Origin of the sequence: Microbulbifer rhizosphaerae, assembly GCF_014191725.1 — a bacterium.
GTDB lineage: Bacteria > Pseudomonadota > Gammaproteobacteria > Pseudomonadales > Cellvibrionaceae > Microbulbifer > Microbulbifer rhizosphaerae.
Window position 1 is genome coordinate 1 of the sequence record NZ_JACHWZ010000028.1, and the last position, 25313, is coordinate 25313.

The 25313-nt window shown below is 56.3% G+C and carries 24 protein-coding genes; 14 read left to right on the forward strand and 10 right to left on the reverse strand.

Annotated elements, in window-relative coordinates; all coding sequences use genetic code 11:
* Positions 1-254 precede the first annotated feature (254 nt).
* The 7 genes from FHS09_RS20225 to FHS09_RS20250 all read left to right on the forward strand — a co-directional run bounded on the left by FHS09_RS20225 (position 255) and on the right by FHS09_RS20250 (position 2954).
* On the forward strand, positions 255-476 hold the full coding sequence (locus tag FHS09_RS20225; protein ID WP_183463329.1) for a hypothetical protein: 222 nt from the start codon (positions 255-257) through the stop codon (positions 474-476).
* On the forward strand, positions 473-655 hold the full coding sequence (locus FHS09_RS20230; protein ID WP_183463331.1) for a hypothetical protein: 183 nt from the start codon (positions 473-475) through the stop codon (positions 653-655). The genes FHS09_RS20225 and FHS09_RS20230 overlap by 4 nt, the downstream gene beginning before the upstream one ends.
* Positions 648-776 (forward strand): hypothetical protein, encoded by a 129-nt coding sequence (locus FHS09_RS23175; protein WP_281383194.1) that lies wholly within the window; start codon positions 648-650, stop codon positions 774-776. Before FHS09_RS20230 ends, FHS09_RS23175 begins: the two co-directional genes overlap by 8 nt.
* Positions 777-838: 62 nt before the next feature.
* Positions 839-1141: a hypothetical protein gene (locus tag FHS09_RS20235; RefSeq protein WP_183463333.1), complete on the forward strand. Its 303-nt coding sequence runs from the start codon at positions 839-841 to the stop codon at positions 1139-1141.
* On the forward strand, positions 1134-1457 hold the full coding sequence (locus FHS09_RS20240) for a hypothetical protein (RefSeq protein WP_183463335.1): 324 nt from the start codon (positions 1134-1136) through the stop codon (positions 1455-1457). The genes FHS09_RS20235 and FHS09_RS20240 overlap by 8 nt, the downstream gene beginning before the upstream one ends.
* 34 nt (positions 1458-1491) lie before the next feature.
* On the forward strand, positions 1492-2226 hold the full coding sequence (locus FHS09_RS20245) for a response regulator (protein ID WP_183463339.1): 735 nt from the start codon (positions 1492-1494) through the stop codon (positions 2224-2226).
* A gap of 41 nt (positions 2227-2267) precedes the next feature.
* Positions 2268-2954, forward strand: a complete 687-nt coding sequence (locus FHS09_RS20250) for a hypothetical protein (RefSeq protein ID WP_183463341.1) — start codon at positions 2268-2270, stop codon at positions 2952-2954.
* 265 nt (positions 2955-3219) lie between these two features.
* Here the strand turns inward: FHS09_RS20250 and FHS09_RS20255 are convergent, their stop codons facing one another.
* The 5 genes from FHS09_RS20255 to FHS09_RS20275 form a co-directional block, all read right to left on the reverse strand.
* Positions 3220-3453, reverse strand: coding sequence for a Tsi2 family anti-toxin (locus FHS09_RS20255; RefSeq protein WP_183463343.1), 234 nt, complete (start codon positions 3451-3453; stop codon positions 3220-3222).
* Positions 3446-3922, reverse strand: a complete 477-nt coding sequence (locus FHS09_RS20260) for a Tse2 family ADP-ribosyltransferase toxin (protein WP_183463345.1) — start codon at positions 3920-3922, stop codon at positions 3446-3448. The genes FHS09_RS20255 and FHS09_RS20260 overlap by 8 nt, the downstream gene beginning before the upstream one ends.
* 42 nt (positions 3923-3964) lie before the next feature.
* Complete coding sequence (locus FHS09_RS20265) at positions 3965-5293, reverse strand: HEPN domain-containing protein (protein ID WP_183463347.1); 1329 nt, start codon at positions 5291-5293, stop codon at positions 3965-3967.
* A gap of 59 nt (positions 5294-5352) precedes the next feature.
* Complete coding sequence (locus tag FHS09_RS20270; RefSeq protein ID WP_183463349.1) at positions 5353-5724, reverse strand: hypothetical protein; 372 nt, start codon at positions 5722-5724, stop codon at positions 5353-5355.
* Between the two features lie 316 nt (positions 5725-6040).
* On the reverse strand, positions 6041-6850 hold the full coding sequence (locus tag FHS09_RS20275; protein WP_183463350.1) for a 3-keto-disaccharide hydrolase: 810 nt from the start codon (positions 6848-6850) through the stop codon (positions 6041-6043).
* A gap of 316 nt (positions 6851-7166) precedes the next feature.
* Here FHS09_RS20275 and FHS09_RS20280 point away from each other — a divergent pair, with 316 nt between their 5' ends.
* Positions 7167-8774 carry an ABC-F family ATPase gene (locus FHS09_RS20280; RefSeq protein ID WP_183463351.1) on the forward strand — a complete coding sequence of 536 codons (1608 nt, stop codon included), beginning with the start codon at positions 7167-7169 and terminating at the stop codon, positions 8772-8774.
* 69 nt (positions 8775-8843) lie between these two features.
* Here FHS09_RS20280 and FHS09_RS20285 read toward each other — a convergent pair whose 3' ends face one another.
* Positions 8844-10514 (reverse strand): M28 family peptidase, encoded by a 1671-nt coding sequence (locus tag FHS09_RS20285; RefSeq protein ID WP_183463352.1) that lies wholly within the window; start codon positions 10512-10514, stop codon positions 8844-8846.
* Between the two features lie 595 nt (positions 10515-11109).
* Here FHS09_RS20285 and FHS09_RS20290 point away from each other — a divergent pair.
* The 4 genes from FHS09_RS20290 to FHS09_RS20305 all read left to right on the forward strand — a co-directional run bounded on the left by FHS09_RS20290 (position 11110) and on the right by FHS09_RS20305 (position 14732).
* Positions 11110-11952: a formate/nitrite transporter family protein gene (locus FHS09_RS20290; protein ID WP_183463353.1), complete on the forward strand. Its 843-nt coding sequence runs from the start codon at positions 11110-11112 to the stop codon at positions 11950-11952.
* 5 nt (positions 11953-11957) lie between these two features.
* Complete coding sequence (locus FHS09_RS20295) at positions 11958-13739, forward strand: bifunctional protein-serine/threonine kinase/phosphatase (RefSeq protein WP_183463354.1); 1782 nt, start codon at positions 11958-11960, stop codon at positions 13737-13739.
* A 20-nt stretch (positions 13740-13759) separates the two neighbouring features.
* Positions 13760-14209 (forward strand): cyanase, encoded by a 450-nt coding sequence (gene cynS, locus FHS09_RS20300; RefSeq protein ID WP_183463356.1) that lies wholly within the window; start codon positions 13760-13762, stop codon positions 14207-14209.
* 100 nt (positions 14210-14309) lie between these two features.
* Positions 14310-14732 carry a DoxX-like family protein gene (locus FHS09_RS20305; protein ID WP_183463357.1) on the forward strand — a complete coding sequence of 141 codons (423 nt, stop codon included), beginning with the start codon at positions 14310-14312 and terminating at the stop codon, positions 14730-14732.
* Between the two features lie 164 nt (positions 14733-14896).
* Here FHS09_RS20305 and FHS09_RS20310 read toward each other — a convergent pair whose 3' ends face one another.
* Positions 14897-16423: a hypothetical protein gene (locus FHS09_RS20310; RefSeq protein WP_343057532.1), complete on the reverse strand. Its 1527-nt coding sequence runs from the start codon at positions 16421-16423 to the stop codon at positions 14897-14899.
* 309 nt (positions 16424-16732) lie between these two features.
* On the opposite strand from FHS09_RS20310, the gene FHS09_RS20315 reads away from it, so the two are divergent.
* Positions 16733-18283: an alpha/beta fold hydrolase gene (locus FHS09_RS20315; protein WP_183463359.1), complete on the forward strand. Its 1551-nt coding sequence runs from the start codon at positions 16733-16735 to the stop codon at positions 18281-18283.
* A gap of 179 nt (positions 18284-18462) precedes the next feature.
* On the forward strand, positions 18463-21138 hold the full coding sequence (locus FHS09_RS20320; protein ID WP_183463361.1) for a M1 family metallopeptidase: 2676 nt from the start codon (positions 18463-18465) through the stop codon (positions 21136-21138).
* A 168-nt stretch (positions 21139-21306) separates the two neighbouring features.
* Here the strand turns inward: FHS09_RS20320 and FHS09_RS20325 are convergent, their stop codons facing one another.
* The 3 genes from FHS09_RS20325 to FHS09_RS20335 all read right to left on the reverse strand — a co-directional run bounded on the left by FHS09_RS20325 (position 21307) and on the right by FHS09_RS20335 (position 25049).
* A complete protein-coding gene (locus FHS09_RS20325; protein WP_183463363.1) occupies positions 21307-21909 on the reverse strand; it encodes an HdeD family acid-resistance protein in 603 nt (200 codons plus the stop codon).
* A 171-nt stretch (positions 21910-22080) separates the two neighbouring features.
* Positions 22081-23394 (reverse strand): omega-aminotransferase AptA, encoded by a 1314-nt coding sequence (gene aptA / locus FHS09_RS20330; protein ID WP_183463365.1) that lies wholly within the window; start codon positions 23392-23394, stop codon positions 22081-22083.
* A 209-nt stretch (positions 23395-23603) separates the two neighbouring features.
* Entirely contained in the window at positions 23604-25049 is a 1446-nt protein-coding gene (locus FHS09_RS20335) for an NAD-dependent succinate-semialdehyde dehydrogenase (RefSeq protein ID WP_343057533.1), read from the reverse strand.
* Positions 25050-25313 lie beyond the last annotated feature (264 nt).

Genomic DNA, 25313 nt, shown 5'->3' on the forward strand with positions numbered 1-25313 from the left:
GTGCTGTCAAATCGGAGTTGTTGCATTATCTCGATGCCATGAAATCTGCGGCCTAGTCGCGGAAGTGTCAAAATTTATGCAATGATTGGGTTAATTCAGAATCTGCACGCCCAAATCGCGGCAGTTGGGATTGGAATAATGAGTACTCTTACTATAAAAATAAGCCAAACCGATTTGAAATATCTTTATGGAGAGGCGGTATTTTAGGAGCGCTTTGTTATGGACAAACCTCGAAGCAAGGAACAAGAGTTAGAATGAACCTAATCGAGTCTATTCCTGTTCGCCCAACCCCATTGGGTATGAGTGCATTGCCAATTTTGTCATATGCTGCTGCAGTATTTGCAGATATTATAGGCGCAGATGAGCTTTGGGTCTTAGATCCCGATCCATACTTAGAGAAGCTTTACATGAATGAAGGTTTTAGCTCAAGAACCATATATCACGGCAAGCGTGTAGGTCAAAGGAGAATACTATGATTCCTGATCCAAATACGAAAGAAGGCCGGGAAGAGATTGCGCGTAGAGCAAAGAAAAGAAAAGAAGAGGCCTCCGAAGCCAAAAGGCGCGCTAAAGATAACCCTGACGCTGAGCCTTCAGGGAAGTTAACAAATCCAAATCATACTGATAGAGTCAGAGACAGGAAATCCGATGATTAATAATCCATCAAATGGCAAAGAGAATTTGAAGCAGCAGGTCAAACAAAATAAGGAAAAAATAAAACAGAAAGCAAAGAATATAGAAAAGGCACTAAAGGAAAAAAGCACCAGAAATTCGTAGGCGTAGCCTCAGAGCTTGGTTCCGAGTTAATTAATTGTTGTACATTTTTTGCCATGCCCAGAATGAAAGAACGCAGCTTACGTAGAAAAGATATTAATATCGGTAAGGCCGAGGAATCAACCTGGATTAAATTGGTACTTGGAAGAAAGCTTTACGCACACCGTAAAATGGTAGGTGCGTCAATTTTGAGCTTTTTTGTTTCACTCTTAATGTTTCTAAATGTTATTGGTAATGGATATATAGAGGCCAAAGGTGCAAAAATTGGAGGCTTAGTAGTCTATGGTATCGTTGGTTTCTTCACGATAATTTTCGTATTTTTAGTTGTGGGAACATTCAAGGAATGGAAGGGGCCAGGAAATGTATAACCAGGCTAGGCAGCACACTCCGGCGCTACGCTCTCATGTAAGGGATTTAGTAAAACACTACGCATCAGAAATGGCTGACAGTGAAGTTTTGTCAATTTTAGAAAATGGATTGAAAAACGAAGAAGAGGCTAAGCATTTAGGTCATTTCATTTGGAAAATGATAGATCAAATGGCCGAAGATAAAGAAAACAGTAAAGTTGTTCTTGGAGGCATAAATAATACCTCCATGCTCCCAGATGTCTCATATGAAATGGATATTTTTATGGCCGAATCTGGTTACAGTAAAGTATGGGAAGAGATTTCAGACAACGCATAAGTTTAATCCAGCTCACTTCAGGGAAGCCAAAGCAATGAACATATTAATAGCTGAAGACACCCCAACTATCCAGGTATTTAATTGCACTCTACTGAGTAGCTGGGGATTCAATTTTGATATGGCATCAGACGGAGCAGAGGCTATCGGTTATGCATATAAGAATAAAGGAAAGTACGATCTCTGCTTAATGGACATTGAAATGCCAAAGATGAATGGAATAGAAGCCGCACGAATCATTCGAAGGGAGCTTCCCTACTTTCCGATAGCTGCAATCACAGCCGATCCCAGCTATCGGAGCGAGTGCCTTGCCGCAGGTATGGACGAATTTGTCCAAAAGCCTTGCACTCCTAACCGGTTATTCGCGACAATTAGAGACTTATCTATCAAGCCACTGCTGGTAAAGTTCGGCGAAGAAGACATTTCAATTGTAGAGGCCATGCCAATGAATCCTAAAGAATTACAAGAGCTGAGAGAACTCAAGAAACAAGGCCTTACCAAGTTGAAACTTTTAGGGCTCAACCATGCCTTTATCGTGCACAGAAATATTCAAAACAAAATTTCCCACGATTTAATCGGCGAGGGAAAGGAACTCTCGGAATTTATAGACCGTTCACCCTCAGAACCTGGTCGCTGCCAGCTCTATAAGGCCAATCTACATGTGACAAAAGATCTGCTTCTGCCAGAGGAGCTGGAAGAGGAAATGCATAGGGAGAATGAAATAGCAGTAAGATTCAATGGCGCTACAGAAAGATATACGCCTGATGATTAGTCCTTTTAACAAAATCACACCATAGATGAATATAAATCAGCATGAGAGATAAAATTGAATTTGATCTGCTAAGCAATGCAATTGACTCCATCGATCATGCAATTGATTTACTAGCATATGATCAAGACCTAGATCGACCAACTGTTAGTAAAAGAGCAATTATCTCATTAGCACATGCAATAGAATTGCTTTTAAAAGAGCGATTGAGACAAATTCATCCATCATTAATTTGGGAAAACGTAGATCGTTACCCTGATTTAGATGCGAGAACAGTAACAGCAGAATCTGCTCTGCGTAGACTGAAACAAATCGGAGGATTGGATTTTCCCGAAAAGGATGAGCAGCTATTAAGATCTATAAGAAAGACTAGAAATGCAATTGAACATTATAAGTGGTCAATTTCAAGCGAAGAAGCTGAATATATTACAGGTGCCTCTCTAAATTTCGCTACCGGATTTTTGAAGGAGTATTTAGGTAAGGACGTGCTTGGATACGCTGAGCGTGAAGGTGGATTACTACAAGACTTAATGGATAGAAATCGCAGCTTTGCTCTGTCTTACGAAAAACGAAGGTCTGAAGGAAAATCTTCTAAAGAAGAACGTTGTTGCGGTTTTTGCAAAGCATTATTGAAGACGGAGGATTGCGGTGCCTGCCCAAAGTGTGGGCACTGGAATTACTTCGGTTATGGAGGTTTTAGATCTAGCTTCGATGATGATATACCATTTTAGTTCTAATAAGCAGGCCAGGCGATGGGTATTGCACATTTTACAGATAAATTAAAAGATAGTAGCGCACCATTATAAGGTTAAACTATTCGGCGTTCGGTATTATTACGTATCCCCCTGTACACTCTAACCATTCGCTCACTACGTTGTGAAACAGCCTCTAGACTGGATCTACAATCGCATAACGCCCAAAGCACCCGACCAGCAAGCGTTTAACGGCCTGTCTTTGAGGCGATTGTTGCTCGCTGTGTAGGTGTGCTTTTGCTTACTATAAATTTTTCTTGACCAAAGATTCATACTCAGGGTAATTACTCCTTGGAGAACGCATAGAAATGTAGGCTTCTTTGAGATTTTCGGCGGCTTGATCGTAGGACAACAATAACTCTTGAATTTCTGCCTTGTCTCTAACTGTTTCTGACTCAAGAAGCCCCTCAAAGTGCTCAATTTGTTTTTGAACAGATTGTATGCAAATTAAAATTGTTGATAACTTTAAATCAGCCATTACTCAACTTCCTTTTTTGGGATTCTGCATTTTTCGCTAGCGCATCTAGAAGCTGGATAAACTGGTATTTAGGCATATCATAGTTAGGGCTGATAGAATAATGGGTAGCGTTAAACCTTTTGTTGTAGCTATCTTTTGTGATAATTAGTCCGTCTGGTATTTCCGTGCCCTCTGGTATTTCAAAGTATGTCCAGCTCGCCTCCCCAAATGCCCCTGGACGGTCAAACAAGGATGTTCCCTGCCCCAAAACGGATTTCACTATTTCAATGCCGCTTTGTAACTTTACAACTTCAACATCTGGAGCTCGTAAGACCCCCGCTCTTACTTCCCGCTCTTCAAAATCTGGATAAAAAGGGTTTCTGCTTTTCGAACTTTTATGAAGTGAGCGCCAAAGATATAGCTTCAAACTACCTATATAAATTCGATCCAGTTGGCCTTTCGATATTAGTAATTTTTCAATAGTTTTCATTTTTGTACTTTCCTTAGTGTTAGCGGTTATCTTTGTGACGCCTCAGTCAGCGGGCGCGGTAGCATTCCACCGCAGTGAATCGTTAGATTCATTCTTAAAAATACTCGGGGATGATCTTAATGCTAGAAACGCCAACTGCTCCATATCATTTGAAGGTTCAGTCGAAAAATGACGATAGTATTTCATGTATTTAGACCATTCTTGAATGAATCTGCTTCCACCATGAACTAGCTCGTTTCTCAAATCGAACAACCATGAAATCTTTTCTTCCCAATGACCAGCCTGAGGCAACAACGAAACCCCACATTTAATGGAGTCTTCTACCGCGCCTCTCCTGCCAAACAGTGCGTCTAGGGCTACAAAATAGTGAATATATGAGTCTATATCATCAGTATTCATCCCTTTGTTTATAAAATGTGCACATTTACTAATTCGATTCTTCTGCTCGGCCGGAAGGCCGGCCTCCAGTGTATACCAATTTAATATCTCTTTGACCTCCCTTTCCCCTAGAACATTATCGTTGGCATAATACGGTAGTAGTTCACCGATTTCAGACATGGCAATAGTACTAATACCGGATGATTTATTTGGTATTTGAAGTGAGACGGAATAGGGTTTCGCTGCTACTTTAGTGCGGGAACTACCGCTAGTAATGGAGTAAATTACAGACAGCAATTTCCTTAATTTTAAAGATGACGTGAATTTGCTCCCCTGCTGGGTACCATATACTCTCGCTATCAAATAGTAGTCATAAGTCTGATTGGTAAATGCTGTGGTTCTACCATCACTAAAGCTACCACTTTCTTGATTCAGTTCTCTCAAAAGGTATCCCTGCTCTTCAAGGCTTTTCCAAGTATGTTGATCCCTCTTATTTACTACATTGATTTCTTCTGAATCTACAGAAAATGACTCACCTACCAATCTTGGCACGGTATAAATAACACACCAATCAGAAATGGCAGACCTGATATTACTCAGGAAAAAGTTAAGAATATACTGAGCATACTCCGTAATATCGCCATCTTTTCTACACTCAAACAAAGAACTTTTTCTGGAAAAAAAAACATCATCTCCACGAAATACTTTTTCATCCATACATATTTCATGAAGAGTGGATCTAACAATATCCTGTATTGTTTTGTGATCGCACTCTGCAAACTCTTCAAGCTCATTAGTGATTATAAAAGAAATATTCTCGACCAACTTAAAAGTAGTTTTTGTATACCACCATGAGATCCCAAACCCGCCACCAAGCATGAATGAATCTCTTTTTCCAGCAAAGAATTGCTCCATCCCGTAGTTGCCGTCACCAGGATTTCTCAAGTGAATATTTTTTGTTAGAGCAATTACTTGATCCAATAACTTCTTCATAAATATTTATCTGCAGTAGCAACGTGGGAATCTAATTCCGAGCTTAAGGCAGCGAATTGTTAGATTTTTCTTTCGATATATTTGATGGACTCATCAAGCTCAGCTTGCAGCCGAGATCTCTTTTCTTCTGGCCCATACTCTGTCCACGACTCCTTTAACCCTTTTAGTATCCTAAGAGAAACAGGAAAGTAAGATTTATAGTTTCTTAGCTCAAAAATTATTGCTATTTGACGATCTAGCATCATTGGCTGGCTTGGATCTTCCCTCTGTACAAGAGATTTTATTAATCCATGATACGTCTCGAACTGCCGATGTTTAATCTCTTGCTTCTTAGCCCAAAGATATTGAATCGCAGCCCAAGCAATAGGAACAACGGCTATTAACAGCGCAAGCTGGTCTTTATTTTTCCCAAGCCAACTCCAAAATTCCATGAATCATCCTTCAATAGTTTTATTCATGAGCCACTGGCTCATTATCACCAAGCGCTTGTACACTGGCGCACAATTCCACAGGGAAAATTTTTCTATTAAAATCAAATAGATAATCAATATTTCTTCTTCGTATTCAAAGTAAAGCGAGCCATGCGCTCTGTAATTCTTATCAGCCTTTGGCTCAAAGTCTCAGCGTTACCCCCTTTAAAGTCAATCACTGAGCAGGGGCTTGCCGATGAACAAGAGCCATTGGCTTCTGAAATACAGCCTTCAGGTCAGCCCAGTCTCTGCGGGGAAGCAGCGCCCCCGAAACAGATCAGGGCTCAAGCACCATCAGTTCGATCTTCTCAAACACGGTGGGGTGGCTTTCCGCCTGAATCGCGATATAGCCTTCCCTGAGTAGAAGGTCTTCGCCGGTGATCAGCTTCTTTGCATCGGCATCTTTGGGATCGAGTTGCGGCTTTTCGTACTCCATCATCACCTCGCCGTCGACGATATGGCGGATGACGTCGCCGCCGCACACTTCCATTTCGGCGGTGACCAGTTGATCGCCGTGGAAGGTTTTCTTGACGGTGGCGGGGATGCAGTGGTCGGTGATGAGTTTGCCGTCCATGACGATGTTGGTGCCGGGCGTGCAGGCGTTGAGTGAGGCGCGTTCGTTTTCACCGTCGCCGCCGAGCAGTTGCACTTCAATGGAGACGGGGAAATTCTGGTTGATGTCCATGGTGTTCGGCGGTTGGCTGTGGAGCATCATGCCGTTGTTGCGCAGCGCCCAGGGCGGGCCGTTCTCGACCTGCTCACCGACGATGCGGTACTGCACGCGCAGGCGGTAATGGGAGAATTTGTCCTTGTAGAAGAGATGGCCGAACTCGCTGTCGAATTTGTCCCATTCGTCGTAGGAGACCACGAGCGCACCGTTTTCGACGCGGAAGGTGTTTCGGTAGTTTTCGCCCAGTTCGTGCCCGCGGAACTTGGGTGTCCAGCCGTCCAGGTCCTTGCCGTTGAATAGTTGTATCCAGGTCCCGTTGGCGGCCGCCGGTTGATCGGGTTCTGCACCTGCACAAGGGGTAACCATGGAGACGGCGAGGGTGGCGGTCGCGATGAAGAGGGTGAAAGGTTTGAGCATAGGGATGTTTCCTTGTCGGAATGCCGCTATTCGGGCTTCCGACCTGTATGATTTTTGAACAAAATTCTCGACATGGCGCTGGCAATCCCTTATAGTGCGCGCCCCGCTGTACGTCTCCACTATGGCGAAGTCGGGTAACTACTCACCCACAGGGAACCCGCACCGGTTTAAGGGAACCACCTTGTAGGAGCCTGCTTGCAGGCGAACAAGGACAGAGCTCCGTAGCCTTTCGCCTGCAAGCAGGCTCCTACAAGGGGTGAGTAGTTACGAAGTTGGTTTAACGCCGCCCTTTTTGCAAGCTCCCAGGAATACGCTCTTGATCTCCACCGCGAACATTACCATGCAGTTCGGCGCTAAGCCGCTGTTTGAAAACATCTCCGCAAAGTTCGGTAATGGCAACCGTTACGGCCTTATCGGGGCGAATGGCTGCGGCAAGTCGACGTTTATGAAGATCCTCAGCGGCGCTTTGGCCCCCTCTGCCGGCAATGTCTCGATTGCGCCCGGGTGTACTGTGGGGACATTGAGCCAGGATCAGTTTGCTTTCGAGGAGTACAGTGTTGTTGATGCTGTGATCATGGGAGACACGGCCCTTTGGGCCGTAAAGCAGGAGCGTGACCGCATATACTCGCTTCCCGAAATGAGTGAAGACGACGGGATGCGCGTCGCTGAGCTGGAAGTCCAGTTTGCGGAGATGGACGGCTATAGCGCAGAGAGCCGTGCGGGCGAGATTCTGTTGGAAGCCGGAATAGACGGAGCGCTGCATTTTGGCTTGATGAAGCAGGTTGCGCCCGGTTGGAAGCTGCGAGTATTGCTGGCACAGGCGCTGTTTGCCGATCCCGATATCCTGCTGCTGGACGAGCCGACCAACAACCTGGATATCCACACCATCCACTGGCTGGCGGAAATCCTGAACCAGCGCAAAAGCACCATGATCATCATTTCCCATGATCGCCACTTCCTGAACTCTGTTTGCACGCACATGGCCGATATCGATTATGGTGAATTGCGTATCTTCCCCGGCAACTATGAGGATTTTGTCGCGGCTTCGACGCTGATTCAGGAACAATTGCACTCGGAGAACGCCAAGAAGAGTGCGGAGCTGGAAGAGCTGCAGAGTTTTGTTAACCGATTCTCCGCGAATGCGTCCAAGGCCAAACAGGCAAGTTCCCGTGCCAAGAAGATGGAAAAGATCAAGCTGGACGAAGTAAAGCCGTCCAGCCGGGTTTCCCCGTACATTACCTTTAAACAGTGCAAGAAGTTACACCGACAGGCGCTGGTTCTGGAGGGCGTATCCCACGGCTTTGAAGAGGGGCCTCTGTTTAACGGCGGAGAGATGATTCTGGAAGCCGGTGCGCGACTGGCGGTAATCGGTGAGAACGGCGTCGGCAAAACCACATTCCTGCGCTGCCTGGTCAACGAGATCCAGGCCAATAGCGGTGAAATCAAGTGGTCTGAAAATGCGGCTGTGGGTTACTGCCCGCAGGACAGCAGCGCGGATTTTGACTGCGATCTCACCATATTCGAGTGGATGTCGCAGTGGCGCACCCCCAAGCACGATGACCTGGCGGTGCGGGGGATTCTGGGCCGGCTGTTATTTACCGCGGATGATGCCAACAAGAAGGCAAAGGTTTGTTCCGGTGGTGAGAAAAACCGCCTGCTGTTCGGCAAGTTGATGATGATGGACACCAATGTGCTGGTTATGGATGAACCGACCAACCATTTGGATATGGAAGCGATTGAAGCGCTGAACAATGCCCTGGCGAAATACGAGGGCACATTGATTTTCGTGAGCCACGACCGCCAGTTTGTGTCGTCATTGGCGACCAGGGTTGTTGAAATCAAGGATCAGACACTGATCGATTTTCAGGGAACCTACGACGAATATCTGGCGAGCCAGTCGCAGCCTGGTTTACAGGTTGCCTGACGTGCTGAATGATGACGAGACCGGCTGCGCCGCCGAGGTGGCGCAGCCATACTGAAATGAATTGTTCGACTAGAGCTTCCTCACTCCCGCACTCCGATCCCGAATCGCCTTGAATTCCGAACCCTCCTTCCACTCCGGCCAGCGGGTCGAGCTGCCCAGGTCACTCATAATCATGCGAATCGCGGAGATATCCTGCACGGCGCCGGTGAGGTCCCAGTTCGGGTCCCAGGCGTCGCAGGTTTTGTGATAGCAGTTGCTCACATAGTCGGCGATCCATTTTTCTCCGGCTTCGCGGCCGCCCTCCACCAGGTCCGCGCCGCCGGCGATGCCCATGATCAGCAGCACCGGTACGCCCTGCCGGGCCATGGAGAAGTGGTCCGCGCGGTAGAAGAGGCCGTTTTCGGGCAGGGATTCCGGGGTGACCGTGCGGCCCTGGCTGCGGGCGGCGCGGGCCAGGTCGTCTTCCAGTTCACTCTGGCCTTCGCCGACCAGTATCACATCCCGTGCGGCGCCGGCGGTCTGGAGGATATCCAGGGTGAAGTTGGCAACCGTTTTCTCCAGGGGGTAGAGCGGGTTAGCCGCATAGGCCTGGGAGCCGAGCAGGCCGCTTTCCTCGCCGGTCCACACGGCGAACAGCACGCTCCTGTCCAGCGCCGGTCCGGCTTTCAACACCCGCGCCAGTTCCAGTACGCCGGCGGTGCCCAGCGCGTCGTCGTTGGCACCGGGACGCACGGTGCGGCCTTGGGCGTCGGGTTCGCCCGTGCCATAGGCGTCCCAGTGGGAGGAGGCCATCAGGATTTCATCCGGGCGCTCGCTGCCGGGAAGGATGGCCAGTACGTTGCGGCTCTCGATGTTTTCGACGGTTGTGGCGAGATCCGCGTTGAAAGTGATTCCTTCCAGATCGAAGGCTTCAAATTCGGGGGAGCGGGCCTCGACGCGCAGCTTGTCCAGATCCAGGCCGGCGCGCTTGAGCAGGCGGGCAGCGGCATCGTTATGCAACCAGCCTTGCAGGGAGACGAGCGGGGTGCTCTCTCCGCTTTGCGCCAGCGCGTAGTTTTCCCCCGGCGATGAGGAGGCCACACTCCAGGGATAGCCAGCCGCTTCCGTCTCGTGGATAACCAGCGCCGCGAGAGCACCGCGCCGCGCGGCCTCCTCGAATTTATAGGCCCAGCGCCCGTAATAGGTCATGCGCCGGTCGCCAAACCGGCCCGCCGCCGGCTCGCCCGGGCCCGCGGCGAAATCGGGATCGTTGACCAGGAACAGGGCGACCTTGCTCTTGAGGTCGATATTGCCGAAGTCGTTCCAGTCCCGTTCCGGGGCGTCCACACCAAAGCCGACGAAAGCGATGGGCGCATCGGCGATCTCGATGCGATCGAGATTGCGCAGGGTGCTGACTTCGATATCCGCACCCTGTGCCAGCGGGAGACGTTCGCCACCGGTACTCAGGAACATGGGGGCGGGTGTATTGATCTGGGTGTGGACCATGGGCACGGTCTGGGTCCAACTGCCGTTTTCACCGCCGGGTTCCAGGCCCAGTGATTTGAACTCTTCGATCAGGTAGGCGACGGTTTTCTCTTCGCCTGGCGTACCGGGCGCCCGGCCGCCGAACTCCTCGGAAGCGAGTACTTTCACGATGTTGGAGAGGCGCTCGGGATCGATTTGCACTGTGTTCTCTTCAGGCTTTGAGCACGCGGCCACCGCCAGGATGGACAGGAACAGGCAAACTGCTCGGTAGATCATTATGGCTCTCATTTTTTGCGGAGGGGATAAAGGTGGTTCGGGCAACCATACCATTAGCTGCAACGTCGCGTGAAACACTCCAGAGCCGCCGTAGGGTGCGCCGTGCGCACCGAACATGGCCGGAGATCGCGGCGATGCCGGCTGGTGCGCACGGCGCACCCTACGTGCTGATGTGATCGGTATGTGCCATTGGCAGAGCCCCGATCGCGGCCAGACGCTCAGGCGTTATGAAACCGCTATCAGTCTTTTTACACGCCGAGTGATGGGCACCACATACATGCGCCTTTCAAAGCATTAATGTGCCAATGCACCGCAGTGGTGCACCTCGCCCCCGGGCCGGCGAATGGTAGAACCTGCAAATATGGCGCACCGTTGTCGCGGGATGGCACAGAACTTGCCTCAATATTTGTGGGCATCGCACTTGCATTAGCGCTGTCCAACACAAAAATCAGTTTCCATGGACAACGGCGTCCTCCAACCCTGCTGCACAGCCAGCGGGGCGGGAGACGCTGTTTTTTGTGCGCCGGGAAAAATACCCGGCCACTGGCGGTATCGATTGGAAACTTCCAGCTATTCGGAATTTGGGGGCAACACTATGGCTTACCTATTACCATCGGAATTCGCGACCAAAATGGTCGACGCCGGTGAAGCAAAAATCTTCATGTCCACGCGGGATACCCTGATCAGGGCTTATATGGCGGGGGCTATCCTGGCGCTGGCGGCGGTGTTCGCAGTCACCATCACCGTGACCACCGGCAGCCCGCTGCTGGGCGCGGTACTGTTTCCGGTCGGCTTCTGCATGCTGTACCTGATGGGCTTCGACCTGCTTACCGGTGTGTTCGTGCTGGTGCCGCTGGCCTGGCTGGACCGGCGGCCCGGGGTCACCATCAAGGGTATTCTCAGGAACTGGGGCCTGGTTTTCCTGGGCAACTTTGCCGGGGCGCTGACAGTGGCCTTGATGATGGCCTTCGTGTTCACCTACGGTTTCTCGGTGGAGCCCGGTGTTGTTGGGCAGAAGATCGCCGGTATCGGCGAGGCGCGCACGCTGGGTTACGCGCAGTACGGTGCCGCCGGCTGGTTCACCATTTTTATTCGCGGCATGCTGTGTAACTGGATGGTGTCCATGGGTGTGGTGGGCGCGATGATTTCCACCAACGTGAGCGGCAAGGTGCTGGCCATGTGGATGCCGATCATGCTGTTCTTCTTCATGACCTTCGAGCACTCGGTGGTGAACATGTTCCTGTTCCCCTCGGCCATGCTGATGGGCGGCGGTTTCTCGATCATGGATTATTTCCTCTGGAACGAGATCCCCACCGCGCTCGGCAACCTGGTGGGCGGCCTCGCCTTTACCGGCCTGACCCTGTACAGCACCCACGTGCGCACCGCGCCTAAGCGCAACCTGGGCGGCGACAGCGCGAAGCCGGCGCTGGCCAGCTGATCGAAATGAACGCAGCACAACCCCGGCCGGCAACCGCCGCCGGGGCAAACGTCCGCGAGTCCACTGGCCAGCTCAGGGTTTCCATCGGCCAGTGCACCAGCGAGGGGCGCAAGCCCCTCAACCAGGACTTTCACGGCGCCGTGGTGCCCGGACAGCCGCAGCTGTCACTGAAAGGCGTGGCTCTGGCCATGGCGGACGGTATCAGCAGCAGCGACGTCAGCCACGTCGCCAGCGAGACCGCGGTCAAGAGTTTCCTCGAGGACTACTACAGCACCTCCGAGGCCTGGTCGGTGCGCACCGCCGCCACCCGGGTGATCGCGGCCACCAATGCCTGGCTCGACGCGCAGACCCGGCAGAGCCACTACCGCTTCGAGCGGGACAAAGGCTATGTCTGCACTTTCAGTGCGCTGGTATTGCGGGGCGATACGGCGCACCTGTTCCACCTGGGCGATACCCGTGTCTACCGCCTGCAGGGCGAGACGCTGGAACAGCTGACCAACGATCACCGCCTTTGGGTCTCCGCCGAGGAGAGCTATCTCAGCCGGGCGCTGGGCGTTGACGCCCATATGGAACCGGACTACCAAAATTTTCCGCTGCGCGAGGGACAGCTCTTTATCCTCGCCACCGACGGCGTGTACGAACATGTGCGCGCGGAATTCATCATCGAACAATTGCGCAAGTCCGCCGGCAACCTGGATGCGGCGGCCCGGACTATCGTCGATGCGGCCATTGCCAACGGCAGCGGCGACAACCTGTCGATCCAGATTGTGCGCGTGGAGGAATTACCCGGCCGGGAGACGCTGGCACTGCTGCAGCAGGCGGACACGCTGCCGCTGCCGCCGCCACTGCGCCCCGACGACGAGTTGGACGGCTATCGCATACTGCGCGGGATTCACGCCTCCAGCCGCAGCCACGCCTACCTGGCCGAGGACACACAGACAAATACCCGCGTGTTGCTCAAAACCCCTTCCATCGACAGGAGCGGCGATCCGGCCTACCTGGAACGTTTCCTGATGGAGGAATGGATAGCCCGGCGGGTCAGCAGCGTGCACCTGCTCAGGGCGGCGCCCGCGGACCGGGAGCGCCGTTATCTCTACACCGCCACCGAATACATCGAGGGCCAGACACTCGCCCAGTGGCTGCGCGACAACCCGAAACCGGACCTGGAAAGCGTGCGCGGCATTATCGAGCAGATCGCCCGCGGCCTGCAGGCCATGCACCGCATGGAAATGCTGCACCAGGACCTGAAGCCCGACAACATAATGATCGACCGCGGCGGCACGGTGAAAATCATCGACTACGGTGCCACGCGGATCGGCGGCCTGGGTGAACTGGCCGGCGCCAGCGGCGGCGACCAGTTGCAGGGCACCGCCCTCTACGCCGCGCCCGAATACTTTATCGGCGAGACTCCCTCGGCCCACTCGGATTTGTTTTCCCTCGGGGTGCTCACTTACCACATGCTGTCCGGGCGTTTTCCTTACGGTCCCGACGTTCCCCGCGCGCGCAGCCGCGCCGCCCAGCGGCGGCTCTCTTATCGCAGCGTGCTGGACGAAGACAGCGAGATCCCCGCCTGGGTGGATACCACCCTCAAAAAAGCCGTGCACCCGGACCCGCTGAAACGCTACCAACATCTGTCGGAGTTCCTCTACGACCTCCGCCACCCGAATAAGGCCTTCCTCGCCAACAGCCGACCACCGCTGATAGAGCGCAACCCGGTGGCCTTCTGGCGGGGCCTGGCCCTGTTGCAGTTCCTCGCCATCCTGGCGCTCCTCTACCAACTCCAATAATTTCTTCCAAGGAGAAGATCATGATCAACAGCCGCGAAGATGTAACCCGGATGATCCAGTCCGCCAAAGTCCGCAAGGGCATCACCTGGACTCAAGTGGCCGACGCCGTCGGCCTGTCGAAGGAATGGACCACCGCCGCCTGCCTGGGCCAGATGACCTTCGACGAGCAGCAGGCCAAAATCGTGGGTGAGATTTTCGATCTGCCGGAAGAAGCCCTGGCCTGGCTCCAGGCAGTCCCCTACAAAGGCTCACTGCCCACGGCGGTTCCCACCGATCCGCTGATCTACCGCTGGTACGAGGTGGTAAATGTCTACGGCAGCACCATCAAGGAACTGATCCACGAGGAGTTCGGCGATGGGATTATGAGCGCTATCGACTTTTCGCTGGATATCGAGCGGGAGGAGGACCCCAAGGGGGACAGGGTGAAGGTCGTGTTGTCTGGGAAGTTTTTGCCTTATAAGGCGTATTGAAAGCGCCTGCAAAGCGTCTGACAATTCCTTTACCACAGGGTGCGCACGGCGCACCCTGTGATCGCATGTCCTGCATTGGGCATTCAGGTACAATTGGAAAATGTACAATAGCCTGATAAAGATCAATCTTATCGCACGCCTGGGATTGGCGTTTGTCTTTTTCTACCACGGCCTGATGCCGAAGATACTCTGGTTAAGTCCAATCGAGAAGGAGCTGGTCGATCTTCACAACCTGGGTATTCCCGCCGCGATACTTTCCCCGCTTGCAGGGCTTTCGGAAATCCTTCTGGCCCTGGCAATTGTCTTCTACAGAAAGTCACTTCTTCCAGTCTATGCCGGGGCGGCGCTGTTGGTTGCGCTATTGCTGGATGTGGCGCTGGTAAAACCGGGGCTTTTAATCGAGGCCTTCAATCCGGTATCGATAAATATCGTCACCCTGGTGCTGTGTTATCTGGTTGTGATAACTCACCGGGAAATTGAATTTGGTGGGAAAGGGGCCAGTGGCCATCAGGGCTTGAGTTGAATGGCACGGAGATAAGCCGCTTCTTTCTGTAGGATGGGCAAAGCGTAGCGTGCCCATCTTCCGGGCTTGATGGGCTTAGGGCCATTGGGGCTTGAGTTGTTCGCCTGCAAGCAGGCTCCTACGGGGAGGAGCCTCCCGAAGGGGGAGGCCACGGTCATTAGCAGTTACTGCACAACCTTTTTCGCCCCGGCTTTCGGCTTCAGCTCCGCCAGCATCATCTTCATCTGCTGGTACTCGTCCTCGTTGGTCAGCTCCAACAGCAGCGGCTGGGCCACACGGGCGAAGTACTCGGCGTCTTTCTGCTCGTACAGCTCCATCGCCAACCACTGGGAAATTTCCACTTGGCGCGGGGCGCGCATGTAGGCCTGCTCAAGCATTTGGGTGTATTTCTCCCGCGGGTAATCGAGCATTTCCATGGCCATGGCCAGGCCGTACCAATGGAAGGCGTTGTCCGATTCGTTGTTGACCAGGAATGTGAATTTGTCGCGCGCCTTTTTCAGCCGCTGGCGATCGCGCGCCGGGCCGGGTTTGAACATCTCGCGGTTGACGCCCAGCCAGGCGTCGGTGCTCTGGTACCAGAATTTGTCGCGCTCGGACACGGGAACCGTAGCCAGCAGGCGCTCGGCGCGGTCGAAATTTCCCAGCCTGGTTTCCGCCTCCGCCTGCACCGAGATCAGTTCCGGGCTGGCTATGTTCTTAGCGCGGGCGTATTGCACCAGCGAGTGCAGCTCTCCCAGGTTATAACCGGAGAGCACCAGGAAGCGACCCACTTCCACCATTGCGCGCTGCGGCAGAAGCCGGTGTACCTTCGGGTAGACCTCGCGGAAATCCGCCGGCACCGCGCCGCCGGCCAGGCCGAACTTGCCTTCCTCGAACAATCTTCTGTATTCGCGATCTATCTCCGCCAGAGTCATCCCGAGAGCGCGTTCCAGCGACTTCACCGGGTCGGCGCCATTGTTGTAGGCCTTCACATACTCCTTGAATTCCTCCGCCTTGCCGCTCTCCATGATCACCCAGTGGGCCAGCATCCAACCGCTGGCGTAAACGCGGCCTTTCTCCTCGTCCGGAATATTCTGCACGGTAGCGCGCAGCAGTTGCTCCAGGGGGAGCGGCTCGGTGTAGAGCAGGGTCATGGCCCGCTCTTCCGGGATTCCACCAATCTCATAGTGGCCCTGGGCGGGGAAGTCCATGGTGGACATGAACTCGGCAAAGCCCTCGCTATACCAGTAGGGGTAGTGAATGGTGGTGCGGTTGTAGCTGAGGAAGTGGGTGTACTCGTGGAAGAGGAACTCCCGCGCCGCCAGCTGGCGCTCGCCGCTGCGGCCGTCCAGATTCACCAGGGCGTAGCTGCCCTGGGCGGTTGTGTCGTACAAGCCGTTGGTGAGTTCCCCCAACTCCGCGCCCACCAGGCTGCCGTAGGTCTGGCGATCGGCGGCGGCGTAAATGGTGAGCTTTTGGCCCGCTTTACTTCCAGGCATCAGTGTCAGAGCCACGGCGCGGTAGCGCTCGAGGTCCGAGGCGAGGATTTTCACAGCCTCCGGATTACCGTTGGTGATAATGCGGAAGTGGGTGCTGTCGACCTGATACCAGGTCTCTTCGCCCAGGTTTTGCTGGGCGCCGCAGGCGAAAAGGGCAAAACTGAAAAAAATTACCAGGAATGCGAGTGCACGGGAAAACATATTTCTGACCACCGGGTTACTTCTTCTGGACCCTCCGTGGCAAAAAGTGGAAGCACACAGTAACCGTTTTTATTGATCAAAAAAAGAACAATTTTAGACCAAAACCCACTATCCATCGGGTTTTCTGGGACTGAAAGGTCCGTACAAGTCAGCTTTTACTGCGATCTCTTAAAGTTCCTCCATACGCCAATGACCGGGAACTGCTTCTCAGTTTTCATTCACGAAGGCATCGAGCGGCAGTTCCAGACCTTATAGTTGGCATGTGACCAGTGAATACCGGCCGGTCACAGATAAACATAATAATTGCGATGAGAGAAACCCATGAAAACTTCCCCGCTCCTGGCGCTGCTCGGCGGCGCCCTGCTGGCGGCGCAGAGCCTTGCCGCCCCCACCTTTATCCACGACCTGGATATCACCACCTTCGACGGCACCGAGCTGGACGCCAACCTGTTCGTGCCCGAGGGCCCAGCACCCGCCGACGGCTATCCCACGGTGCTGTTCACCAACAGCTGGGCGCTGGAGAAGCACCAATACCTGCTGCAAGCCGCCGAGTTGGCCGATAACGGCTATCTGGTGATGAGCTATTCCACCCGCGGCTTCGGCCAGTCCGGCGGCTTGGTGGATGTGGCGGGCAGCCACAGCATTGCCGACGTGGGCGTGCTGATCGACTGGCTGGAGGACCGCTACCCGGTGGGCAAACTGGGCCTGGCCGGCATCTCATACGGCGCCGGCGTCTCGCTGTTGGCCGCGGCGGCGCATCCGCGGGTGGACGCGGTGGCGGCGCTTTCCGGCTGGTCCGACGTGGTGGAGGGGCTCTACCCCAACGAGACCGTCAACCTGGTGTGGGGCACGCTGCTCACCGCCTCGGCGCTGAACCTGGACCCGCAGGTGGATCGCATCTGGAGCGACCTGCGCAGCGGGCAAAATATCGGCGGCGTGCTGGAATTCGCCGCGCCGCGCTCGGCGCTCAGCTTTGTGGACCAGTTGAATACCAACGGCACCGCGGTGCTGATGTCGAACAACTTCGCCGACTACCTGTTCAAGCCCAACAGCATGATCGACCTCTACACCCTGCTGGAGGGCCCGAAAAAACTGCTGCTCAACCCCGGCACCCACGCGATTACGGAAACCCTGGGCGGCAATGACGGCCACATCTGGGCCACCGGCTTCCGCTGGTTCGACCATCACCTGAAGGGCGTCGACAACGGCATCGACCGCGAGCCCAAAGTGGACATGACGGTGCGTATCAGCAACCGCCTGGAGCAGTTCGAGGATTTCCCGGTAACCGGGAACCGCAGCACCTGGTACCTGCACCCGCGGCTGAGCTATTTCAACAGCGGTGGTCTGAAGAGCGGCGCCTACTCCGGCTGGAACTGGGAGAACCGCTTCCACGGCGGCGCCGACACCCTGGCCGGCACCGGTATCCCGCTGATTTCCGACGCGCTGGAGGGCTTCGGCATTCCGGTGTACACCAGCATGCTGGGCATCAACGGCTATCACGCCATCGAGTACCACTCGCCGCTGCAGTGGAGCACCCTGAAAATCCGCGGCACCCCGCAACTGGATCTGTGGATAGTGCCCAGCAAGCCGGAGGTACAACTGCAGTTGCACCTCTACGACACCGACCTGCTGGGCCTGGGCCGCCTGATCACCCACGCGCCGGTCACCCTGCACAATGCGGTGGTGGGGCAGGCGCAGAAAATCAGTGTGGATTTCTTTACCACCAGCTACGACGTGCCGGCGGGACACCTGGTAACCCTGGCGATCGACACCGAGGGGGCGATTTACCAGAAGCCGGAGGACACGAATTACCGGATCGAGGTGCCCTATCGCAGTAATCGCCAGTCCAAACTGACGATTCCGCACTTATAACCGCAGTCTTTTTTTGTAGGAGCGGCCGCTGGCCGCGATCGGCCGTGCTACGTAGCTCATATCGATCGCGGCCAACGGCGGACGGCCGCCCCGCCGCTCCTACAGGCAATATCCACGCCTCACAGGCAATCCCCAAATGAATCAGTACAATGGCAGCTTTTGCCAAACACCGATCCGCTATGAAAACACTGATTCTGCGCTGTCTGCTGGCCCTTCCCCTTCTGGTGCTGGCCGGCTGCAGCCCCGCTGAAAACTCCACCGCAACTGCCGATAGCAAGGCCCCGGCGGGCAAGCTTCCGGAGGGCGTGCGCCCCCAGGCCTACCGCCTGGACCTGCTGCTGGACCCACGCCGGGACGACTTCTCCGGCACCGTGGAGATCGATATCCAACTGGACAAAGCCGCGGAGCAGATCTGGCTGCACGGCAAAAACCTCCAGGTAAGCGAGGCCATCGCAATCCTCGCAGAGCGGGAAATTCCCGCGGAATACAAAGAGATGCTGGACAGCGGCGTGGCCGCGGTGAAATTCACCGAGGTGTTGCCTCCAGGCAAATTCACCCTGCGCCTGGCATACAGCGCGCCCTTCGATCGCAACCTGGCGGGCCTGTTCAAGGTGGAGGAGCAGGGAAGCGCTTACGCTCTGGCCAAATCCGAATCCATCCAGGCGCGCAAGTACCTGCCCGGATTCGATGAGCCCGGCCTGAAAGCCACCTTCGATATCAGCCTTACCGTGCCCGCCGGTTACGCGGCCATCGGCAACGGCCCGGAAGTCGCGCGGGAAGCGGCCGGCGAGGGCCTGGAGAAGGTGACCTTCGCCACCACCCGGCCCATGTCCACCTATCTGCTGTCCCTGGCGGTGGGGCCTTTCGATATCGTCGAGCGCGCGGCGATCCCCGCCAACGAATTCCGCTCCGAGCCCATTCCCCTGCGCGGCTTTGCGCGCAAGGGCCGCGGCGGGGATATGAATTACATCCTCGATATCACTCCGCGCTTGGTGGAGATTTTTGAGCGGGAACTGCGCCGCCCCTATCCCTTCGAGAAGCTCGATATCATCGCCGCGCCCCAGTGGCCCAGTGGCGCCACCGAACTCTCCGCGGCCATCACCTACCGCGAGCAGCGCATCCTGGTGGGCGACAAGCCGGCCCCCGGCGCGCGCCTGGATCTGCTGGGCGTGCACGCCCACGAGATCGCCCATATGTGGTTCGGCAATCTGGTCACCCCGCCCTGGTGGGACGACCTGTGGCTGAAAGAGGGCTTCGCCACCTGGGGCACGCCGCTGGCGCTGACCCTGTTCGAACCGAAGGGCGGCCACGACCTGAACGCGGCGGTACGCGCGATCAGCGCCATGCAACTGGACTCCCTGGCCAGCACCCGCGCCATTCGCGAACCAGTGAGCGACAACAACAATATCCGCAACGCCTACGATGCCATCACCTATTCCAAGAGCCTGGGTGTGATCCATATGGTGGACCGCTACTTCGGCGCGGAGCGTTTCCGCCCGGCGCTGGGCCGCTATATCGAGGCCTTCGCTGAGAGCGAGGCGGATTCGCCGGACTTTTACCAGGTGATCGGCGAGGAGACCAAGACTCCGGAACTGACCGAGACTTTCCGCAGCTTCGTGGAGCAGAAGGGCGTGCCGCAACTGGCCTTCACGCTGCACTGCGATGCCGACAAAACCCAGGTGCAAATCCGCCAGAGCCGCTACAAACCTCTCGGTTCGCCCATCGAAGACGCGGGCCAGCAATGGAGCATTCCGCTGTGCTTGCGCACGGACTCCGGCTCGGAACAGTGCCTAATGCTCAGCGAAGCGCGGCAGAGCCTGGAACTGAAAAGCGAACAGTGCCCGCAGTGGATACTGCCCAACGCCCAGGGCAGCGGTTACTACCGCTGGACCCTGAACGAGGCCCAATGGCAGGCGCTGCTGGCGCAGTTCGCCGGCTTCGGCCCCACCGAACAGCTGTCCATCATCGACAGCGCCTTCGCCGCCTTCGAGGCGGGCGGGCTGCCGGAATCCACCCTGCTGCAACTGGTGCGGCAGTCCGCCGCCGCGGACAAGCGCCAAGTGGTCACCGCCCCCCTGCGCTACCTGGAGAAATACCGCCGTAACTATCTGGGCGGCGAAAACCAGCCGGCATTCCTTCAATTTTCGCAGGGCCTGTATCAGCCCCTGCTGCAACAGACCGCCGGCAGCGGCGACAGTGAAAAACAGCTGCTGCACAGCGAACTGCTGGAATTTATGGCGCTCACCGCCGGGGACCCGGCCGCGCGCAAACAGCTGGCGGAAAGGGCGATGGCCTTTACCGGCTTCAAACAGGAACGGGATGAAAAGGCGCTGGTCTCCGACCTCTATGAAGCCGCGCTCACCGTCACCGTACAGGACTCCGGCGATGATTTTCTGCAGCACCTGATCGCGGTGCGCGGTGAACTGGACGACCCGCTGTTCGAGAACGCCAGCGCCAACGCCATCGGCCGCAGCGACAACGCCGGGCAACTGGAGCGGATTCACCAGCTGGCGCTCAGCGAGCAGCTGGGCGCTCGCGAGGCTTTCGGCTTGATCGCCAACGCACTCGCCGAACCGGCGTTGCAGCAACAGCACTGGCAGTGGCTGCGACAGAATTTCCCCCAGGTGGTCGACAAGATTCCGGAACAGTGGCGCCGCCATACCCCGGCCTTCGCCCGCGCCTTCTGCGACGCGGACCAGCTCGGCGAAGTGCAGCGGCTTTTTGCGGACCTGGGCAAACTGGCGCCCGGCTATCAGCGCAGCCTGGCGCAAACGGAGGAGCAGATTCAGTTGTGTATGGCGCTGCGGGAGAGGGGGCTTGGTTTGGGTGGGGCCTTGCGAACCTCAGCGCTGTAGAAACTATGCTAACTCACGCCATCCCTGGCGCTCGCCCTTCGGGCGCCTTCGGCGTTCAAATCGGCTATCCTGCCGATTTGTCGCGGCCAGCGGCCGTTCCTACAAGTGTGTAAAAAACCTTGTAGGAGCGGCCGTTGGCCGCGATCCCAATTCTGTTTTTTGCGATGACTACACCTTCTTCTCCGTTTTCTCCACACCCTTATGGTGCTTACGCAAACGAAGGGCCAGCCAGATCAGCAGCAGTCCGAAGGCAAAGGCGTAGACCCCGATCAGCCATACCAACGCCAGTGCCCCGGCACCGGGAGCGACCAATACCGCCACGCCAAAAATCACCGACAGAAAGCCGATAAAAATCAGCAGCCACTCGTTGTCGATTTCCTTGCGCAGGCGCACCGCGCCGACAATTTCGAACACCCCGCGCACCAATGCCCAGGCGCCGATAAACAAAATCAACACCAGCGCGGTGACCTGGGGATAGAGGAAGATGAGCACACCGACGGCGACACTGACCAACCCGCCGATAATCAGCCACCACAGCGGCGTGGACCTGTGCCGTCCGCGAACCGCCGCCACCAGCGCCAGCACACCGTCGACCAGCACATAGATACCGAAGAGCACCACCAGGGTGAGCAGGGTGAGCCCCGGCCAGGCGAAGGCCAGCAGGCCGAAGATCACCGCGGCGATACCGCGCAGGAGCAACAGCCACCAGTTTTCGGTGAGAACCCGCAATATCGGGCGGGTGGCAAAGATGGAAGTTTCGTCGGTAGGCATAGGGCGCTCCCAATCAGCTACTACTTTCGGTAAGTGTAGCTGGCGTCCTACATCACGCTAGTGCACTTGCAATTTACTGTAGGAGCGGCCGTTGGCCGCGATCAAACCAGTCGACTCTGCAAGATTCTGATCGCGGCCAACGGCCGCTCCTTCCAGTCTAGTCTGTGAATCTCAGGCCAGCGACCCGATCACCCCCCGCAGCTTCTCCACAATCGTATCGATTTCGTGCGCCTCGATAATCAGCGGCGGCGACATGCAGATGGCATCGCCGATACCGCGCGCCATCACCCCGGCCTCCCAGGCCATTGCGGAGGCCTTGCCGCCCACCTTGCCCTTGAGGTTTTCCGGCGCGCGCAGCTCCACGGCGCCCGCCAGTCCGTAGTTGCGCACATCGATCACATTGTCCATGTCCGCCAGGCTGTGCAGGGCGTTTTCCCAGTGCTTGCCAATATCGCCGCCGGCGCGGGTGAGCAGGCCCTCGCGCTCGTAGATATCCAGGGTGGCCATGCCCGCGGCGCAGGCCACCGGGTGCGCGGAATAGGTGTAGCCGTGGAAGAATTCCACCGTGCCCTCTGGGGCTGCGTCCATCACCGTGTTGTAGATTCCGTCCTTCACGAACACCGCGCCCAGGGGCACCGTCGCGTTGGTGATGCCCTTGGCGGAGGTGATCATATCCGGGATGACGTCGAACTCGATGGATGCGAAGGCGGAACCCATGCGGCCCCAGCCGGTGATCACTTCGTCGAAAATCAGCAGCAGGTCGTGCTTGTCGCAGATTTCGCGCAGCCGCTTGAGATAACCCTTGGGCGGCAGTATCACACCGCCGGCGCCGGCGAAGGGTTCCACCATCACCGCGGCGATGCGTTCGGCACCGTGGAAATTCACCAGGCGCTCCAGCTCGTCCGCCAGCTCCACCCCGTGTTCCGGCAGTCCGCGACTGAAGGCGTTGCGTTCGATATCCAGGGTGTGGGGCAGGTGCGCCACCTGCAGCGGCTGGCCGAAAGCCTGGAAATTCGGCGGCAGGCCGCCTACGGAAATACCGCCGAAATTCACCCCGTGATAACCCTTCTCGCGACCGATCAGTATTTTGCGCTCGCCCTTGCCCCGCGCGCGCTGATATTGCAGGGCGATTTTCAGCGCTGTCTCCACCGCCTCGGAACCGGAGTTGCCGAAGAAGACTTTATTCAGGCCGTCGGGCGTGTGCTTGATCAGGCGCTCGGCGTATTGGAAGCCCAGTTCGTGGCCGAAATTGAAAATGGAGCTGTAATCCAGGGTCTGCGCCTGGCGATGAATCGCATCGGCGATCTCCGCGCGGCAGTGGCCGGCGTTGCTGCACCAGAGGCCGGCGGTGGCATCGATAATCTGCCGGCCGGTGTCCGTGGTCAGGTAGATCCCCTCGGCGCGCTCGACGATGCGCGGCGCGGCCTTATAGGCGCGGTTTGGGGTAAAGGGCATCCAGAAGGCATCTGTGTTGAGTTCGGACATGGTTTTGCTCCGCGGAATTAGAAGAAATGATAGAACGGATACGGATAAAGAATTTTTCCCTGTAGGAGCGGGGGGGCGGCCATCCGCCCATGCCCGCGATCAGGCTCCGATCGCAGGCATCGCCCGCTCCTGCAAATACACTGAAATCAGTCAGTAGACCGGGCGGGCCTTCGGCCCGCAATGCCGAGCTGGGGCTCGGCGCTCCCGGCTCAAACACCAAAACAGCAGTATTTGGTTTCATAAAACTCCGCCATCCCCTCGACGCCGCCCTCGCGGCCGATGCCGGATTCCTTGCAGCCGCCGAAGGGCGCCACGGTGGTGGAAAACACACCGGCGTTGCACGCCACCATACCGTAGTCCAGCGCTTCCACCACGCGGTTGGCGCGGCGGATATTCTCGCTCATCACATAGGCGGCGAGGCCGTAGGGAGTGTCGTTGGCACGGCGGATCACCTCCGCCTCGTCGCTGAATTTCTGCACCGGCGCCAGCGGCCCGAAAATCTCCTCCTGCGCGATTCGCATTTCGTCGCGCACACCGGTAATCAGTGTAGGCGCAAAGTAGTTTTCGCCGTGTGACAGGAAGTCGCCGCCCAACTCCACTCTCGCGCCGGCCGCGATCGCGTCCTGCACCAGGTCGTTGACCCGCTCCGCCGCGCGGCGGTGGATCAGCGGGCCGACGGTAACGCCCTCGTCGCAGCCGTGGCCGACTTTCAATTCAGTGATTGCCGCGCGCAGCTTTTCCACGAATGCGTCGTGCATCGCCTCGTGCACATAGATGCGGTTGGCGGACACACAGGTTTGGCCGGCGTTGCGCATTTTAGTCGCCACGCAAGCGCTCACTGCGGTGTCCAGGTGCGCATCGTCGAACACGATAAAGGGCGCGTTACCGCCCAGCTCCATGGACATTTTCTTCACGCCACTGGCGCACTGGGCCATTAGCAGCTTGCCCACCGCGGTGGAACCGGTAAAGGTGAACTTGGCCACCCGCGCATCCTGGGTCAAGACCTTGCCGATCCCAGGGGCGTCGGAACCCACCACCATATTGATGGTGCCGGCGGGCAGGCCCGCCTGTTCCGCCAGGGCACAGAGCGCCAGCGCGGACAGCGGCGTCTCCATCGCCGGCTTGATCACCACGGTACAGCCGGCGGCCAGCGCCGGTGCCGCCTTGCGGGTGATCATCGCGTTGGGGAAGTTCCACGGGGTGATGCAGGTGACCACACCCACCGGCTGGCGGATGGTGGACAGGCGCATGGCCGGGTTGTGGGTGGGGATGGTCTGGCCGTAGGCACGGCGGCATTCCTCCGCGTACCACTCGATATAGGAGGCACCGTAGGCAATCTCACCCTTCGCCTCCGCCAGCGGCTTGCCCTGCTCCAGGGTGAGGATGCGAGCCAGGTCGTCGGCGTTCTCCAGGATCAGTTGGTGCCAGCGCTTCAGCACCGCGGCGCGCTCGGCGGCGGTTTTGCTTTTCCAGGCCGGGAAGGCAGCGCTGGCCGCGGCCACCGCAGACTTTGCATCCGCGGCACTGCCATCGGCCACCCGGGCCAGCAGCTCGCCATTGGCCGGATCCCGCACCTCGATGGCAGACGCCCCGTCACGCCACTCGCCACCGATATAGTTCTGATTCTTCAACAAGTCCTGATTGGCCAGTCGCACCGCAAATCTCCTTGCAATTATGGGTCTAAACAGCTGTTGCGGCGATTCTGGCCTCCGTCGACGACGGTGAATAGTGGTATCTCTCCAACTAAAATTTACCTCTATCAAACTTTCCCCTAAGCTAGACAAATCCCTTTGTAGGAGCGGCGGGGCGGCCATCCGCCCATGGCCGCGATCCCGGGACCGCGGAGCTCCAGCTCCGCCAGCGGGCCACAGGCCCGCCTTTACGGCCACCGGCCAACCCAAATCAACGGGCTCCGAAAC

What these genes read in the sequence shown, in the direction of transcription:
- FHS09_RS20240 (WP_183463335.1), top strand. Translation starts at nt 1,134, where the DNA reads ATGTATAACCAGGCTAGGCAGCACACTCCGGCGCTACGCTCTCATGTA.
- FHS09_RS20245 (WP_183463339.1), top strand. Translation starts at nt 1,492, where the DNA reads ATGAACATATTAATAGCTGAAGACACCCCAACTATCCAGGTATTTAAT.
- FHS09_RS20290 (WP_183463353.1), top strand. Translation starts at nt 11,110, where the DNA reads ATGGCTTACCTATTACCATCGGAATTCGCGACCAAAATGGTCGACGCC.
- FHS09_RS20305 (WP_183463357.1), top strand. Translation starts at nt 14,310, where the DNA reads ATGTACAATAGCCTGATAAAGATCAATCTTATCGCACGCCTGGGATTG.
- FHS09_RS20285 (WP_183463352.1), bottom strand. Translation starts at nt 10,514, where the DNA reads ATGATCTACCGAGCAGTTTGCCTGTTCCTGTCCATCCTGGCGGTGGCC.
- FHS09_RS20325 (WP_183463363.1), bottom strand. Translation starts at nt 21,909, where the DNA reads ATGCCTACCGACGAAACTTCCATCTTTGCCACCCGCCCGATATTGCGG.
- FHS09_RS20265 (WP_183463347.1), bottom strand. Translation starts at nt 5,293, where the DNA reads ATGAAGAAGTTATTGGATCAAGTAATTGCTCTAACAAAAAATATTCAC.
- FHS09_RS20270 (WP_183463349.1), bottom strand. Translation starts at nt 5,724, where the DNA reads ATGGAATTTTGGAGTTGGCTTGGGAAAAATAAAGACCAGCTTGCGCTG.
- FHS09_RS20320 (WP_183463361.1), top strand. Translation starts at nt 18,463, where the DNA reads ATGAAAACACTGATTCTGCGCTGTCTGCTGGCCCTTCCCCTTCTGGTG.
- FHS09_RS20255 (WP_183463343.1), bottom strand. Translation starts at nt 3,453, where the DNA reads ATGGCTGATTTAAAGTTATCAACAATTTTAATTTGCATACAATCTGTT.
- FHS09_RS23175 (WP_281383194.1), top strand. Translation starts at nt 648, where the DNA reads ATGATTAATAATCCATCAAATGGCAAAGAGAATTTGAAGCAGCAGGTC.
- FHS09_RS20315 (WP_183463359.1), top strand. Translation starts at nt 16,733, where the DNA reads ATGAAAACTTCCCCGCTCCTGGCGCTGCTCGGCGGCGCCCTGCTGGCG.
- FHS09_RS20230 (WP_183463331.1), top strand. Translation starts at nt 473, where the DNA reads ATGATTCCTGATCCAAATACGAAAGAAGGCCGGGAAGAGATTGCGCGT.
- FHS09_RS20250 (WP_183463341.1), top strand. Translation starts at nt 2,268, where the DNA reads ATGAGAGATAAAATTGAATTTGATCTGCTAAGCAATGCAATTGACTCC.
- FHS09_RS20275 (WP_183463350.1), bottom strand. Translation starts at nt 6,850, where the DNA reads ATGCTCAAACCTTTCACCCTCTTCATCGCGACCGCCACCCTCGCCGTC.
- FHS09_RS20295 (WP_183463354.1), top strand. Translation starts at nt 11,958, where the DNA reads ATGAACGCAGCACAACCCCGGCCGGCAACCGCCGCCGGGGCAAACGTC.
- cynS (WP_183463356.1), top strand. Translation starts at nt 13,760, where the DNA reads ATGATCAACAGCCGCGAAGATGTAACCCGGATGATCCAGTCCGCCAAA.
- FHS09_RS20225 (WP_183463329.1), top strand. Translation starts at nt 255, where the DNA reads ATGAACCTAATCGAGTCTATTCCTGTTCGCCCAACCCCATTGGGTATG.
- FHS09_RS20235 (WP_183463333.1), top strand. Translation starts at nt 839, where the DNA reads ATGAAAGAACGCAGCTTACGTAGAAAAGATATTAATATCGGTAAGGCC.
- FHS09_RS20260 (WP_183463345.1), bottom strand. Translation starts at nt 3,922, where the DNA reads ATGAAAACTATTGAAAAATTACTAATATCGAAAGGCCAACTGGATCGA.
- aptA (WP_183463365.1), bottom strand. Translation starts at nt 23,394, where the DNA reads ATGTCCGAACTCAACACAGATGCCTTCTGGATGCCCTTTACCCCAAAC.